This window comes from Desulfovulcanus ferrireducens, from assembly GCF_018704065.1.
In the GTDB taxonomy this organism is placed as follows: domain Bacteria; phylum Desulfobacterota; class Desulfovibrionia; order Desulfovibrionales; family Desulfonatronovibrionaceae; genus Desulfovulcanus; species Desulfovulcanus ferrireducens.
Genome location: NZ_JAGUQP010000012.1, coordinates 19,830 through 34,956 on the forward strand (window position 1 = coordinate 19,830; position 15,127 = coordinate 34,956).

Sequence of the window (15,127 nt, forward strand, 5' to 3'; positions counted from 1 at the left end):
TAAGTGGCGAAATGAAAAGTTAAAAAAAGGGGAAGTGTGTTATGCAAAAAATTGATAAATGTCCGCGGGCGAAGATCAATGCTGAATACTGCACCTGTACTTACCCCGGTTGCTCCAAACATGGTTTGTGTTGTGAGTGTCTGCATTATCACCGTCAGCGCGGGGAGCTTCCGGCTTGTTTCTTTACTGAGGAAGAGGAGAAAACATATAATCGAAGCTTGGAGTTTTATTTCCAACGCCATTTTAAATAACTTTATATGAAAAATCATAGCCTGGACAGCATATTAGGCATTATATGCAGTGTTTTTGATGCCTATTCGGCTGTTCTTTTTTTGAAAAGTTCAGGCTCTCGTTATGCCGTGGCATCTTATTTCAGTCTAGGCGATAATATTAGTCTGCACACGAGGATTAAACCGGGCACAGGCTTGGTGGGGTGGATAATTCGTAATAATAAACCGCTTTTGATTAATAAGTTTGACAGGAATGCAGGTTGTTTAGGTTATTACGATACTAAAGGAGAGTCAAAAATTAAGGCCTTTATGGGGTGTCCTTTATCCAGAGGATTGGGCGCCCTATGCCTGGACAGTAAAAAGACTTACTCTTTTAGTGAGAAGGATCAAAAGATTTTACATCAATTTGCCAAGTTGATAGAGTCTATAATAGTCGATTTCAGTCGGTTAGACTTAAATGTAAGAAAACAAAATTATTATCATTTTTTAAGTGTAGTTTATGAACTCAGAGAAAAATATCCCCGTTGGAGATGTTTTTTGGAAAAGTTGCTTAATGTCTTGTCCGAGGCCAGTGGGTTTGAATATGCTTTTTTAGTTGTGCGGGATGAGCTCGGAAAGGGTTTTTTCCTGGAGGGTTGGAATAAAAAGATAGGGGATTTAAGTCCGGAGCGAAAGTTTAGTATTGATACTGGGCTTCTGGGCTGGGTCTTTAAAAATGGTTCGGCTATATTTTCCGGTGAGCAAACTGCTCCGAAAGGTCTTTCATTATTGGGTAAAGATCTAAATACCAGTCAGTTTAAATCAATTATCTGTTTACCTCTAATTGTTCATAAAAAGACTAGGGGGGTGCTAGTGTTGGCTGACTTGCACCTTATTGCCATTAGTGAAGAGCTGAAGATTTTTGTTCAAATGGTTGCTGAATACCTGGCCTTGTTTTTAGAAAATTTGTATTTGAAAAATAGGTTAAGACAGATGGGTTAATTGTTAGAGTGGTTTAATGGTTGAGTAGGGAAGTAGAGCGATTGATATCAATAGCAACTCAAGGTGAGATATTTTATGTTTTTTAAAAAATTTTTTGGTTTTTTTGGCAAAAGCCTGGCCATGGATCTGGGAACGGCCAACACTCTACTATATACTCCAAAGGACGGAATCGTGCTCAATGAACCATCTGTAGTGGCTATAGACAGCCGTGATGAAAAAATTTTGGCTGTTGGTAAAGAGGCCAAAGAATTTTTAGGGAGGACTCCGCAGCGTATTACTGCTATAAGACCTTTAAAAGATGGTGTCATCGCTGATTTTGAGGTGACAAAATCTATGATCACCTACTTTATGCGCAAGGTCATCAGCGGCCTGAATCTTGTTAAGCCAAAAGCTGTAATTTGTGTGCCTACGGGGATAACTCAGGTTGAAAAAAGAGCAGTGATAGAGTCCGGCCTGCAGTCAGGGGCCAGAGAAGTAAAGCTAGTGGAAGAGCCAATGGCCGCGGCTATTGGGGCTGGGCTTCCTATTGACCAACCTGTTGGGAATATGGTCGTTGATATTGGCGGAGGAACTACCGAAGTCGCGGTTATTTCACTTTCTGCTGTGGCTTATGCAGAGTCAGTTCGTGTGGCGGGCGATGAAATGAATGAGGCCATCCAGCGTTACATACAAGATCAATTTCAGCTCCTGATTGGGGAAAACATGGCTGAAGCCGTAAAGATTAAAATTGGTTCAGCCTATCCCCTGCAAGAGTCTTTAACTTATAGAGTTTCCGGGAAGAATCTGGTTAATGGTAATCCAAAGTCCATAGAAGTTACAGACGGGCATATCCGCGAGGCGATTCAGGAACCAGTGAACACTATCGTTTTGGCTGTGCGCAGGGCACTTGAAAAAACACCGCCGGAATTGGTGTCAGATGTGGCTACTAATGGTTTGCTTTTGGCCGGGGGCGGGGCCTTGTTAAAAGGACTGGATAGACTGATTGCTAAAGAAATGCAGATAAAAGTAAGGATTGATGAAGACCCCCTGACCACAGTTGTCAGAGGCACAGGCATAGCCCTGGTGAATGAGAAAAAATATGCTCAAGTGTATATTAATTAAGGGTTAGAGGCGAAAAGGCTAACAAGTTAATTTTTTCTATTTTTTTACCTTACCCCTGTGATAGTTTGATGAGTCATGTTTTATCTGGGGAATATCAATCCTTTTTGCCAAAAATAGACAACTCCCGGGGTTAAAAGTTCAGGGAACTCTTTGACCATTGTTGAAAGTTCCTCAGCGTCAACAAATTGTCCGTACTCAACCTCGCTAGGGTCTGGGCAGGGAGTGTCTAAAATTTTTCCCGCGGAAAACAAGTAGACAAATTCGTTGTGTGTCTCTTTTGTCCCCTTTAGGGTGTGTATAAGTTTTAGTTGTCGTGGTACTATCCCCACTTCCTCTTTGAGCTCTCTAAGGGCTGCATCTTCAGCTGCTTCTCCTGCCTTTACGTGACCGGTGGCAGAGAGATCCCACCGGCCTGGATAGAGATTTTTGTTACGATGTCTTTTTTGTAAAAAGACTTTGCCTTCCTGATTATAGACCAGAACCAGCACAGAGCGATGAAAAAGTCCCTGGCGGTGGACTTCATTTCGGGACAGAACAGCTATGGGGTTGTTGTTTTCGTCCACAACCTCTATTCGTTCCTGTCCCGGGATAAATTCGTTTTTATTTTGAGAAGCAGAAAACATAGAAGATACATCCTTTGTTTACACACTTTTAAGTAAAAATATTGCCTAATGCGGGATGACTAAAATTTCAAGAGAGGGTTTATTCTTGCCAGCTAGGACTCATCCCCCTTTTTACTGCTGGCATAACTCCATGATTATAAATACGTTGTTAACCTTTACAGAATGACGTAATTCAAAAATTATTTGCAGGGGGTCGAGTGGAGGGAGTTTGATGCTAAGGAATTGAGATGAAGTAGTCTTTGAAACAACTTTAATAAACCTGTAAATTCAACAACTTGATTGTTCGAATGGAAGAAAAAATTTTAAAATTGACTGCAAAAGATCTTGCCGAATTGGTGGCTCTTGAACGTCTTTGTTTTGCTACGCCTTGGACGGAAAAACAGTTCAGGCTTTGTTTAGCCCAGGACCACTTATATGTTTTAGGACTTAAATCCGGCGGTCGTTTGTTGGCCTATATTTCTTTTTTTTTAGTTGGTGAAGAGATGGAGATTTTAAATTTGGCTGTCCACCCTAAAAAAAGAAGGCAGGGTCTAGGGACAAAACTCCTTTGTACGGCCTTAAATTTTTTTCGTCGAAAAAATGGCAAAAAAGTATTTCTTGAGGTCAGACCATCAAATGTGGCTGCTTTAAATCTTTATAAACGTGCGGGCTTTATACAGGCAGGTCTAAGAAAAAATTACTATCCTGATAATGGAGAAGATGCCTTGGTAATGGTTCTGAAAATCACAAATAGAAGCATTTAAAGGTAAATTTATCCTTTAATATTATAGTGTGTTAATGCGCACGATTAAAGTCGTGAACTGGTACTATCCGTACAAATCTTCGCTTTGCATATTATTATATCTTTTTTCTAGACGAAAAGATTACTTCATTTAAGGTTTTGCTTATTTCTTCGAGTTTGTAGGGTTTTACTAATAATCCTTTAAAACCGTATTTCCTAAAGTTTGCCATTACCGGATCATTTGCATATCCACTGGAAGCAATAGCTTTTGCTTCAGGATCGAATTCCAGTAGCTTTTCAACCGCTTCTTTTCCTCCCATTCCTCCAGGTATGGTCAGGTCCATAATAACTGCGTCAAAAGGACGACCTTTATGCTTGGCTGCCTTATACAACTCAAGCATCTGCTTCCCATCACATGCAGATACAGCATCATATCCTAAATAAGTTAGGATCTCCATGGAAACATCCCTGATGATATCTTCATCATCCATGACCAGCACCTTGGGTTTAGCTTTGCTATGATTTCTGATTTTCACCCCGGGCTGAGAAGAGAGCTTTACATCAGACGCGGGAAGAAAAATTGTGAATGTTGTTCCAATACCCTGCTCCGATTCCACTTCAATATGGCCACCATGTTTCTGTATGATTGAATGTGATATGGCAAGGCCAAGACCACTTCCTTTTTCCTTCGTAGTAAAATAAGGATCAAAGATTCTGGGAAGGTATTTTTGGGAGATACCAATTCCGTTATCTTTAACCATTATCTTGATATATTTCCCTTCAGGTAAGGGCAGGGCTGTTTTGGTATCCTTTATAAAATTTTCACATCTTATGGTTATAAGGCCACCATCCGGCATGGCATGATTGGCATTGATCACAAGGTTTTGGATTACCTGGCTTATCTGGCTCTTATCAACCTCAACAGGCCAAAGATTATCTGGTATCTCAAACCTGCAGCTTACATTACTCCCGGAGAGTATAAACCTGGCCGAATCCTGTATCAAATCCGAGATAGAAGCACTCTCCTTGATGGGCTCGCCCCCCTTTGAAAAGGTAAGCAATTGCTGTGTCAAAGCCCTTGCCTGGGTGCATCCATTTTCAGCCGCAGATAACAGGTTGTATGCTTTATGTTCCGGGCTGATATACATCCTTGATAGGCCGATATTTCCGAGTATCGCCGTTAAAATATTATTAAAGTCGTGGGCAATGCCGCCGGCCAAGACACCCAGGGACTCTAGTCTACGGATTTTTTCTGTTTCTTCTTTTATCTTATTTTGTTCAGTAATATCACGGGCAACGTAGATTAGTCCGAGAAAATTACCTTCTCCATCACAATAAGGGGACACAATTATATGGAAAAGAGCCTTGCGTCCGTCAGGATATGAAAGCCATTCCTCAAAATTTACTGGTACACCAGTATCTAAAACTTGTTGATCCTTTTCCTTAAACAGATTGATTATTTTTTTATTATTGGGAAATAGGTCTGGATCAGAAACACCAATAATTTTACTTTCGTCGCATCCAGTAAACTTGATAAAAGCATCATTACACAAGACATACTTGAGGTCTCTAGATTTTGCAAAAATAAGGTCAGGGATGGAATTAATTAATTTTTTTATGAGAGCATGTGCATTTTTCAAATCGGCGGTGCGTTTGTTAACGAGTTTTTCGATTTTGGTTGTCCGTCGACGGTTTTCAAGCATATAGCTTATGAACCATAAGAAGAGAGTACTCCCTACAAGGGTAACGGCCGCGGAGACTGAAAGAGATACTAGTCTGGCTGCTGCCCGACCCTGTGCCATTATGTCACGGGGAAGTTCTGCTTTAATCAGAAGGGCCGGATGTCCTCTTAGATCCGGTAACATGCCATAAGCCAATAAAAGGTCCTCTTTTTGGGCCTGAGATACAAAATTTCTCTGAGCCAGACGTGCTAGTATGGCTTGCTCTTCTTGGCTGAGATTTTCTTTGGTGCAGTCTTTAACAGAAAAATTAATCGAGGTTTGTTTCCTCAGAGAATCAAGTAAATTTTCATTTAAAAACTTCCCCATAATAAGGAACCCATTGGTTGGCCCCTCTCCTGAACTTTTAACAATAGGCCTGGAGCCAATCAGCATTGGTCCTTTGGAGGTAAGGACAATTCCTTCAAGACCGTTTTTTGATTTGCCAGATTTTAAATAATTTTTATCAAGAAAGGTCTCGGGGAACTCCCTCAGAGTTATAAGACCTTGATCTGGCACGTATATTTTGCCCCATACAACCTCGCCGTTGAGCTTGCAGATATATATGAGGTTAATTCCTGTACTCTCATAAAGACCTTGCTCCTCCAGGTTTGATTTTATGTAAGCTTCATTGCGATCTTGCACAAAGTGATAAGTATCATCCCATTGTGCCCAATCGGATGCCACCTGGGCAACATGATGAATTTCCCGTCGGATTGCGTCTGTAACGCGAGAGATATCTTTTTTGGCTTGATTTAGTTCCAGAGATGAAAATTTTGGCAGTATGACAAAATGCTGCAGGGCATAGTTTCCCAGACCGTAAAATATAATAAGAGGTATTAGGTACAGGATATATTTTCTTATCTTACTCATTGGCGAATCTCATTATTTTTTTAAGATGTTTTATTTATACCGTGTTTCAAATTTGATTATTCTCAGTGCTATTCTTATGAAGGCCAAATATGGCTTTGAAGACAAATCAATGGTTTGTTGCCAGGATTATGGTGTTTGCTTACTAGCTAGTCTGCAATAGCACGCGTCTAAGACAAAGTGCGCCGGGCTATTTGTGAGGATAACAGCTAGTAATGACATAGAAATTTTATCTCGAATTTTATATTTTTACAACTCGAATTAGTCGATGATATTGTCTAACACTTTGGATTTGTTGCATTTTACAAAATTGTATTTCGTACAAGCGGAGCCAGTTCGTTTCAAAAATGCTCTGAGCAAAGTAATATTAATCTTCGTCCAAAAGGATACACGGTGTGCCTTAAGCTTCGAGCGTGCGCTCTGGATCTTTGAGGACCAGCAGGTGGATGGTCTTTTAACCCATCGCATGGGTGATATTAGCCAGACTTCAGAGAGAGTTCATGCTGTCCTGGATTGGGCGCTATCATGAGTAAAAAAGATTAAAGGATGAAGGCGATTATGGGATGGGGGGAGATTGAAGTTGGTGGCTGTCTAGTCCAAAAATTGGGCCAGGGGGCAGTCGGAACAAAGAGATTTTTTCTTCAGGCACCACTTTTTGGCTGTGCGTACTATCAGGGCATGAAATTCATTATAAAGTTGTACGTCCGGGGGTAGGACATCCATAAAAAACGAACGCAATTCTTCATAAGTTACATCTTCCACCACTAGGCCGTGACGGTTGAACATTCTTCTGGTGTAGGCGTCAACCACAAAAGAGGGTTTCTCCAGGGCATATAGGAGGATGCTGTCTGCTGTTTCTGGGCCAATTCCATTGATTTGCAATAATTTTGGCCTCAGTTCCTGCATGTCCTGTTTTTTGAGCATGTCAAAGTTTAAATCACATTCATAATATAAGAAGCTGAGAAAATTTTTTAGTCTTTTAGTCTTGATCCGGAAGTAGCCAGCCGGACGGATTAGTTGGGCCAGTTTTTGGTCGGATAGAGTATAGAGTTTGTGTGGGGTGAGTAAATTTTCCTGTTTTAGATTAAAAATAGCCTTTTCTACATTTTGCCAATTAGTATTTTGTGTTAAAATTGTGCCCACAGCCACTTCAAAGGGGGTTTCTCCCGGCCACCAATGGCTTGGCCCAAGCGAGCTAGACAAGGCGCTGAAGATATTTAAAAGAAGAGTCTGGCGGTCCATTTATCCTGCTTGTCTCGTTTTAAAGATAGTAAGATAAGAAGTTGAGAAGTTTAGAAGCCAGGAAAAGGAGGATGTGGCTTCGCAATTATTTTTTTCAGTCCTCCTAATCAATATGCCAAAAGTATCTTGGTGCTCGATAGGTTGTCTCAACTTCTTATCTTCCCAACTACTTAACCTCTTTTTTTACCTGGCTCCAGACCAGGCATGACCATTCATTTTTGTGTTTTATCTGTGGGTCACCCAGACCCTGTCGTTTATAGGCGTTTGCTACTTCCCGTTCTTGTTCAATCAAAATCCCTGATAAAATAAGTACACCATTTTTCTGTAAATGACATACTATTTGCGGAGCCAGATTAATGAGTGGTTTGGCCAGGATATTGGCTAGAATGAGATCAAATTTTTTTTCCTTGTTTACCCGGTCGATACTACCCAAATTAGGGGTAAACTTATGTTGAGTGTTGTTGGCCAGGATATTTTCCTGGGCATTGTCTATGGCTACCGGGTCGATATCGAGGCCTATACCGCTTAGGCCCAATTTGGCACAGGCTATACCAAGGATTCCTGAGCCAGTCCCCAGGTCAAGAAAATTCTGACCAGGCTGAATAATGTTTCGGTCAAAAAGGGAAATAATGGCTTCCAGGCAAAGGGTTGTTGTAGCATGATGGCCAGTCCCAAAAGCCATTTTGGGTTCAATAAAAATTGGAATGAGATCCGGGTGCTTATTTTTTTCCCAAGAAGGCAGAACAATAAATCTGTCCAGGATGTTTATGGGAGTGAAAAATTGTTTCCAGTTTTCAGTCCAGTCCTGGTCCTGTCTTTTCTTTAAGGTTAACTTTAGAGGTGTGAATTTACTTTTGATCAGAGCGGCAAATTCATTGGCCAGGACAGTATTTGTGAAATAGATGGTAAAATTTATCTCTTCGTTTAGGTCAGTTTCTTCCCAGCCCCACTTTACTTGTTCAAAAAGAAAACCCTGGACAGACTCCGCCAGGGTTTTTGGGCAGTTAATATTTACGGCCAAAAGTTTATTGTCCACGAGCCTGATACCTAGCTAATTGTTTTTCGAGTTTACGGCTGGTTGCAGTAAGTACATAACAGACAATAAAATAGAGCACTGCAATGGCAAGAAAAATTTCCGTGGGTGCGATCAGAGTCCTGTTGTTAACCTGAGTGGCGGCCCTCGTGAGTTCGTTGACCCCAATAATATAGGCCAGAGATGTATCTTTGGTCAGGCTGACAAACTGGTTTACAAAAGAAGGAATCATATTGCGCAGGGCCTGGGGCAAGATAACATAGCGCATGGCCTGGTAGTGAGAGAGACCTGAACCTCTGGCAGCTTCCATCTGGCCCTTGGGCAAGCCCTGTACTCCTGCACGGACAATTTCAGCAATATAGGCACTGGTAAAGACAATAAAGGATATCAGGGCACTTGTGGCTTCGGGCAGGGTCTTCCCTAAAAGGATTGGAGCCAGGAAATAAAACCAAAATATAACCATTAACAGGGGAGTTCCCCTGATGATTTCAATATAAACAACAGCTACCCATTTTATCCAGGGCTTGGAGGACAGACGCATCAGTCCAAAAAGTAGCCCCAGCCAAAAGGCCCCAAAGATACCGCCAATGGCTAGGAGAATACTCATGGCCAGGCCACCTAGAGGGCCTTGTGGGTAGGCACCTATTAAAAAGTAATCTAGATTATTCCAGACGACATCCCAATGCACTAAAACTACCTCACTTTAATATTTTATGGTCCTTAAGAAATGTTTGTTGTACTGGGTTACAAGCAGAGAGATGACCAGAGAGATACATATGTAGATCAAGGTGGAAACAGTAAAGGCTTCAAAGCCATGGAAAGTATAGGACTCGATTTGTCTGGCCATATATGTCAGCTCCATGACACCAATGGTCATGACTAAAGATGAGTTCTTGGTTAAATTCAAAAACTGGGAAATAAGGGGAGGAATAATGATCCGAAAGGCTTGGGGTAAAATAACGTAAGCCATGGCCTGAATAAAGCTAAGTCCACAAGCTCTGGAGGCTTCTAATTGTGTCCTGGGGATAGAGAAAATTCCAGAGCGGATTTCTTCGGCAATAAAGGCTGATGTATATACTGTTAGAGATATGACCCCTGCGGCAAACTCAAAGTCCTGGGCATAAAGCCATTCATTTACGGATTTGGGCAGGACTGCATCAGAGCCAAAATACCAAAAAAATATTTGAACGAGTAATGGAGTGTTGCGAAAGAATTCTGTGTAAGCCAGACTAAACCATTCTAACGGTTTTATTCTCGATAGTCTGAAGACCGCTATTATAGTGCCTACGATTAAAGAAAAGACAATAGATATGGCAGATATTTTTAAAGTGGTGATAAGGCCTTCAACAATCCATTGGCCGTATTCTCCACTTAATACCAGATTCCAATCAAATTGATAATTCAAAGCCTTAACCTCTTGGTAACCTTGCAAGCCTCGCCACCAGGGCGGGATGCAGGAATTTTTAGGTTTTAAGATTTAAGTTTTAATTTTTCACCTGTTGTTTTGTTGATTTTTATAGTCGTCTCTATTCTCAACTTATCAATCACTATCAGACGATGGGACAACAGGCGGGAAGCCCGCCCATTGCCCATCGTCTGTTAATAACCCTCTTAGTAAGGCCAGATTTCCATCTTCCAGTTCAGGGGCAGATAGAATTTTGTGTTCGGACCAAACCATTTGTTGTAGATTTTTTGATATTCGCCACTGTTCCACATGTCAGCCAGACACCGGTTTACAAAATCACGAAAGTCAGAGTCATTTTCTGGAACACCTAAGCCATAAGGCTCGGAAGAAATATAGTCGCCAACTATTTCGTAGTCATTTGGGTTAGGAGAGCTGTTTTTCAGACCGAGCAAGATAGTTGAGTCTGTGGTCACAGCAGCCACTTTACCTTGCTGTAATGCCAAGAAGGCTTGAGGATAACCTTCAAAGGAGAGTACCCTACATTTTGGCTGGGCAGCTTTGATATTTTTTTCAGAAGTGGAGCCCTTTGCTGTACCAACTTTTTTGCCTGCCAGATCAGCTGCAGATTTAATCCCTGAGCCTTTTTTGACCAATAGTTTTTGACCATCCATGAAATAGGTAATGGAGAAGTCAATGGAGTCTTCACGGGAGAATTTGTGGGTCATGGTTGCGGCCACAATGTCCACGGAACCTTGTGCAAGCATTGGGATACGTGTGGCTGAGGTTACTGGCTTGAGCTCCAGCTTTACGCCCAATTTTTTGGCAATATAGCGGCAAATATCAATATCAAAGCCGACCAGTTGGTTTGTTTTTTCATCCACAAAACCAAAGGGGACAACAGCATCCTTGACTCCGGCAATAAGTTTGCCTCTGGCCTTGATTTTTTCAATTTTACCGGCCCATGCAGTCATCTGTCCCAGAACAAGAGTTAAAGCTGCAAGCACGAGTAAACTTTTAAGCCATAACTTACGCATACAAGCCTCCTTGGAAAAAGGTTTTAGGGTTGATTATAAAATTTCTTTTAAAAAGGCCTTTGTCCGTTCATGTTGGGGATTGGTAAAAAAGTGTTCCGGGGTTCCTCTTTCCAGGATTTCCCCTCCATCCATAAAGATAATCCGGTCAGCAACTTCTCTGGCAAAACCCATTTCATGGGTGACGCAGAGCATGGTCATCCCAGCCCGAGCCAGATCCTTCATTACATTTAAAACTTCGTTGATCATCTCTGGGTCCAGGGCTGAAGTAGGTTCGTCAAAAAGGATGGCCTTGGGCCGCATGGCCAGGGCCCTGGCTATAGCCACACGTTGTTGCTGTCCACCGGATAACTCGACGGGATATTTGTGGGCCTGATCCTTGATGCCAACTCGATCTAAAAGCTCCAGTGCGATGGTTTCGGCTTCGTCTTTGGGCATTTTTTTTACCTTTATGGGAGCCAATGTGACATTTTTTAGAACAGTGAGATGGGGATAGAGGTTAAATTGTTGAAAAACAATGCCGATTTCAGAACGAAGATGATTAATATCCACTGATTTATCGTGGATGTCTTTTCCTTCAAAAAGTATTTGGCCTTTATCAATTTCTTCCAGTCTGTTTATGCAGCGGATAAGAGTACTTTTTCCTGAACCACTGGGTCCGCAGATAACTAGCACTTCGCCTTTTTCCACTTGCTCGTTGATGTTTTTTAAGACGTGAAAATCACCAAACCACTTGTTCACGTTGTGAAGTTCGATCATGGCCATATTCAGTTCACCTTTAGACTTTTTTAAATTTTGAAAATGAGAAAAAGCCAAGAGTTACAAACGAAAACAAATAATCCTTAGTTGAGAAGATTTTTTTTGTCAAACAGATAAGCCAGTTAGGGGGTGGATTGACAAATTATGACAAAAGGATTGGCGAGGGGTTACATTTTTGAAAACTAAATGAAAAGTTTATAGAATTTGAGAGGATTGAAGAAAGGATGTTTTTTGTCAAAAAAGTTAATAAAAAAATATAGAGGCGCATTTTAAAAATGCGCCCTAAACAGTTTCTGCCAGAATCCCTTTTAGAGCCTGTGCAAATCCCACAAGTTCTTCTTCGGGGATGATGAGAGGGGGTAAAAGGCGAAGGACTTTCTCCTGGGTCAGGTTGAGGACAAAGCCCTTTTTAAGCAGTTTGTTCCAGATCTCATGGCCGGGGATGGTGAGTTCTATGCCCAACATGAGGCCTGCGCCCCGAACTTCGGCTATTAAATCTGGAAATTCGTCTTTAATCTCTGAAAAGATGTTCAGGCAAAATTGTCCCTTATCCTTGGTTTGTTCTGCAAGGTTATCTCGAAGAATAATTTCAACAACCTTCTCTGCCACCTTGCAAATTAGGGCATTGCCCCCAAAAGTTGTCCCGTGACTGCCTGGGCCAAATGCCTCACTTATTTCTTGCGTGGTGAGCAGGGCCCCGATTGGCAGGCCGTTGCCTAGCGCTTTGGCTGAAGTAACAATGTCCGGTTTCAAATTGTAATGCTGATGCGCCCAGAATTTGCCGGTTCTGGCCAACCCTGTCTGCACTTCGTCAATAATAAAGAGCAAATCATTTTCACGGCAGATATTCTGAACCTGCACAAGGTATTCAGAGTGTAGCGGCCTAACTCCACCCTCCCCCTGAATGACTTCCAGCATAATGGCCGCAGTGTGTTCACTTATGCCATTTTTCAAAGCCGTAATGTCATTAAAAGGAACGATTTTAAATCCTGTAGGGTAGGGTGAAAACCCTTCTTTTAGTTTGTCCTGGCCTGTAGCGGTCAAAGTGGCCAGGGTCCGGCCGTGAAAGGAGCCAGCTAAGGTTATGATTTCAAATTTATCCTTGTTTTTTATTTTTTGCATGTATCGCCTGGCCAGCTTAATGGCCCCTTCATTGGCCTCTGCCCCGGAATTACAGAAAAAGGCTCGGTTCAGATGAGTTGTACCCAGTAATCTTTCCGCCAGGCCTAATTGTTCTTCTTGATAAAACAAGTTGCTAACGTGGATGAGCTTTTCAGCCTGTTCTTTTATCACCTGCACAATTTCAGGGTGACTGTGGCCTAAATTGCACACAGAGATGCCAGCCAGCAGGTCAATATACTCCTGACCATCAAAATCATACAACTTATATCCTTTGGCTTTTTTTACAGCCAGTGGATAGCGTCCATAGGTGGGACAATGAAGTTTTTTTTCTTTGGTTTTTATTATGTTAAATTTGTTCATAGGTGAGTGTTTAAGCCCATCAATTTATATGGTCAAGCTGAATTTTAGCGGCTTTCCTGGTTGTGCTGGGCTGTATGTGGGTTTCATATTGAAACATCTTTGATGCATGATGTTTGAGGCTTAGCCGTAAGGGATTACGCTATTTTTATTTTTTCTCCTTTTCAAAATGAACTTTATCTTTTTGTCGGTCGAGAGAGGGGGATAGGTTTCTTGTTTTAGTCTGGTTGCTGAAAGACGCAGCTTGTAATTTGTTTCAAGGTTCGACATAACGAAGTCACTGTAAAAAAATGCTTTTGACAGCATACTTTACTTTTAAGGGCTGATGAAGCTCAGAGGCTTAAATACGTTATTTGGTTTTAAGCTATTTAGAGGTTCAGCATTAAAGGGACGCAAACAAGCCTGTCTGTGTATTGTACGCGGACAGGCTTTATTTGTTGGCGTTGATCCGTTTCAAAATGAAAAAAAAATGCGTCCAGACAAGTTGTTGTAGGATAAAAATAGATATTATTGTTAATATTTTCAGTTAATTATGAGCATGGCATGTTGTATGCTTATAGGGTGTTCATGGAAAAAATTTTAGTCCCTATTTGGCCGAATCAGGATGATATATGGGTGACTGTCCATGGAATGCAGCTTGCCAGAAGGATCAATGCCCAGCTTTTTTTGTTGGAATTTTTGGACAGTAAACAGACAACGCATACATTGCCCGATAATAATGGCGGTGATAGAGCTGTCATTATTAAATCTCTGGTTATGGATGCAAAAAAGGGGGGAGTAAGAAGTGTATATTATAATGTGAATGGAGAATTTCATACTGAAGTCATAAAATATATTAAGGAGCATAACATTAGTATAGTAGTACTGGAGTTGCCTGAAAGAAAAGTCGGTAAACATGCTAATGATATCTTGATGTTGGTTAAAAAACTGATGGAAACTAATGAATGTAAAATTGAATTTGTCAAGCATCATTGTTGAAAAGGAGGGAAAAAAGGAATGCTTCACATGTATTTGCCCATTGCTGGAAACAGCGTGAATGTTTTTTTGATTTTTGGTCTGGGTGGATTGGTAGGGCTACTTTCTGGTATTTTTGGTGTTGGGGGAGGTTTTTTGATGACTCCCTTGCTTATTATGTTTGGTATTCCTCCAACTGTGGCTGCAGCATCCGATTCCAATCAGATCGTGGGCGCGTCAACTTCAGGTACATTAGCACACTATCGTCTGGGTAATGTTGATATGAAAATGGGGGTGTTGCTGCTTATTGGTGGTGTGTTGGGAGGTGCTATAGGCGTTCAGGTTATTAAAGTGCTCAGGGCTCTCGGTAATGCTGATTTTTTGATCAATATTACTTATGTTATTATGCTTGGCTTTGTTGGAACGTACATGTTTATTGAGAGCTTGCAAAATTTACGCAAAAGTAAAGTTAAGACATCCGACAAGTCTTTGGAAAGCACTCCAAAAGAATCTATTTATATAAAATTTATGAAAACACTCCCTTTTCAAACTACTTTTGAAAAATCAGGCGTGACAATGTCAATGTTAATGCCTCTCATCTTAGGAACGTTTGTTGGTATTCTGGCTGCCATAATGGGAGTTGGTGGTGGTTTTATCATGGTTCCTGTCATGGTTTATCTGCTCAGAATGCCGATGCATGTAGTCGTAGGAACAAGTCTGTTTCAGATTTTATTTACATGTATTAATGTTACGATTATGCAATCATATACAAACCATACGGTTGATTTTGTTCTAGCGTTGCTTTTATTACTTGGTTCCACGGTAGGAGCACAATTTGGTACAAGGATTAGTAAAAAATTGAAGGGTGACCAATTAAAAATTATTTTGGCATCGCTTGTATTGCTTGTTATGGTAAAGATGTTGTTCAGTTTGTTGTTGCCACCTTCAATGCTTTTGTCATATGCAGGAGGTCATTAATT

Annotated in this window: 15 protein-coding genes; 6 read left to right on the forward strand and 9 right to left on the reverse strand. The window is 41.2% G+C overall.

What is annotated here, in order from left to right:
* The first annotated feature begins 41 nt into the window (after positions 1–41).
* The 3 genes from KFV02_RS05625 to KFV02_RS05635 all read left to right on the forward strand — a co-directional run bounded on the left by KFV02_RS05625 (position 42) and on the right by KFV02_RS05635 (position 2,312).
* Positions 42–251, forward strand: a complete 210-nt coding sequence (locus tag KFV02_RS05625) for a DUF6485 family protein (RefSeq protein WP_252380561.1) — start codon at positions 42–44, stop codon at positions 249–251.
* 6 nt (positions 252–257) lie between these two features.
* A complete protein-coding gene (locus KFV02_RS05630) occupies positions 258–1,211 on the forward strand; it encodes a GAF domain-containing protein (RefSeq protein WP_252380562.1) in 954 nt (317 codons plus the stop codon).
* 75 nt (positions 1,212–1,286) lie between these two features.
* Positions 1,287–2,312, forward strand: coding sequence for a rod shape-determining protein (locus tag KFV02_RS05635; RefSeq protein WP_252380563.1), 1,026 nt, complete (start codon positions 1,287–1,289; stop codon positions 2,310–2,312).
* 80 nt (positions 2,313–2,392) lie between these two features.
* On the opposite strand, the gene KFV02_RS05640 is transcribed toward KFV02_RS05635, so the two are convergent.
* Positions 2,393–2,935 carry an NUDIX hydrolase gene (locus tag KFV02_RS05640; RefSeq protein ID WP_252380564.1) on the reverse strand — a complete coding sequence of 181 codons (543 nt, stop codon included), beginning with the start codon at positions 2,933–2,935 and terminating at the stop codon, positions 2,393–2,395.
* 287 nt (positions 2,936–3,222) lie between these two features.
* Between KFV02_RS05640 and rimI the strand changes: the two genes are divergently transcribed.
* Positions 3,223–3,678 carry a ribosomal protein S18-alanine N-acetyltransferase gene (gene rimI, locus KFV02_RS05645; RefSeq protein WP_252380565.1) on the forward strand — a complete coding sequence of 152 codons (456 nt, stop codon included), beginning with the start codon at positions 3,223–3,225 and terminating at the stop codon, positions 3,676–3,678.
* Positions 3,679–3,772: 94 nt separating this feature from the next.
* Here the strand turns inward: rimI and KFV02_RS05650 are convergent, their stop codons facing one another.
* The 8 genes from KFV02_RS05650 to KFV02_RS05685 all read right to left on the reverse strand — a co-directional run bounded on the left by KFV02_RS05650 (position 3,773) and on the right by KFV02_RS05685 (position 13,196).
* A complete protein-coding gene (locus KFV02_RS05650) occupies positions 3,773–6,247 on the reverse strand; it encodes a CHASE4 domain-containing protein (RefSeq protein WP_252380566.1) in 2,475 nt (824 codons plus the stop codon).
* A 588-nt stretch (positions 6,248–6,835) separates the two neighbouring features.
* Positions 6,836–7,486 (reverse strand): endonuclease III domain-containing protein, encoded by a 651-nt coding sequence (locus KFV02_RS05655; RefSeq protein ID WP_252380567.1) that lies wholly within the window; start codon positions 7,484–7,486, stop codon positions 6,836–6,838.
* 166 nt (positions 7,487–7,652) lie between these two features.
* The gene (gene prmA, locus KFV02_RS05660) at positions 7,653–8,522 is read right to left on the reverse strand and encodes a 50S ribosomal protein L11 methyltransferase (protein ID WP_252380568.1); all 870 of its coding nucleotides are present in this window, start codon (positions 8,520–8,522) and stop codon (positions 7,653–7,655) included.
* Positions 8,512–9,207: an amino acid ABC transporter permease gene (locus KFV02_RS05665; protein WP_252380569.1), complete on the reverse strand. Its 696-nt coding sequence runs from the start codon at positions 9,205–9,207 to the stop codon at positions 8,512–8,514. Before KFV02_RS05665 ends, prmA begins: the two co-directional genes overlap by 11 nt.
* Positions 9,208–9,222: 15 nt before the next feature.
* A complete protein-coding gene (locus KFV02_RS05670) occupies positions 9,223–9,924 on the reverse strand; it encodes an amino acid ABC transporter permease (protein ID WP_252380570.1) in 702 nt (233 codons plus the stop codon).
* A gap of 206 nt (positions 9,925–10,130) precedes the next feature.
* Positions 10,131–10,958 carry an ABC transporter substrate-binding protein gene (locus KFV02_RS05675; RefSeq protein WP_252380571.1) on the reverse strand — a complete coding sequence of 276 codons (828 nt, stop codon included), beginning with the start codon at positions 10,956–10,958 and terminating at the stop codon, positions 10,131–10,133.
* Between the two features lie 33 nt (positions 10,959–10,991).
* Positions 10,992–11,720, reverse strand: a complete 729-nt coding sequence (locus KFV02_RS05680; protein WP_289510094.1) for an amino acid ABC transporter ATP-binding protein — start codon at positions 11,718–11,720, stop codon at positions 10,992–10,994.
* A gap of 276 nt (positions 11,721–11,996) precedes the next feature.
* On the reverse strand, positions 11,997–13,196 hold the full coding sequence (locus KFV02_RS05685) for an aspartate aminotransferase family protein (protein WP_252380572.1): 1,200 nt from the start codon (positions 13,194–13,196) through the stop codon (positions 11,997–11,999).
* A 564-nt stretch (positions 13,197–13,760) separates the two neighbouring features.
* On the opposite strand from KFV02_RS05685, the gene KFV02_RS05690 reads away from it, so the two are divergent.
* The gene (locus KFV02_RS05690) at positions 13,761–14,171 is read left to right on the forward strand and encodes a hypothetical protein (protein ID WP_252380573.1); all 411 of its coding nucleotides are present in this window, start codon (positions 13,761–13,763) and stop codon (positions 14,169–14,171) included.
* 18 nt (positions 14,172–14,189) lie between these two features.
* On the forward strand, positions 14,190–15,125 hold the full coding sequence (locus KFV02_RS05695) for a sulfite exporter TauE/SafE family protein (RefSeq protein ID WP_252380574.1): 936 nt from the start codon (positions 14,190–14,192) through the stop codon (positions 15,123–15,125).
* Positions 15,126–15,127 lie beyond the last annotated feature (2 nt).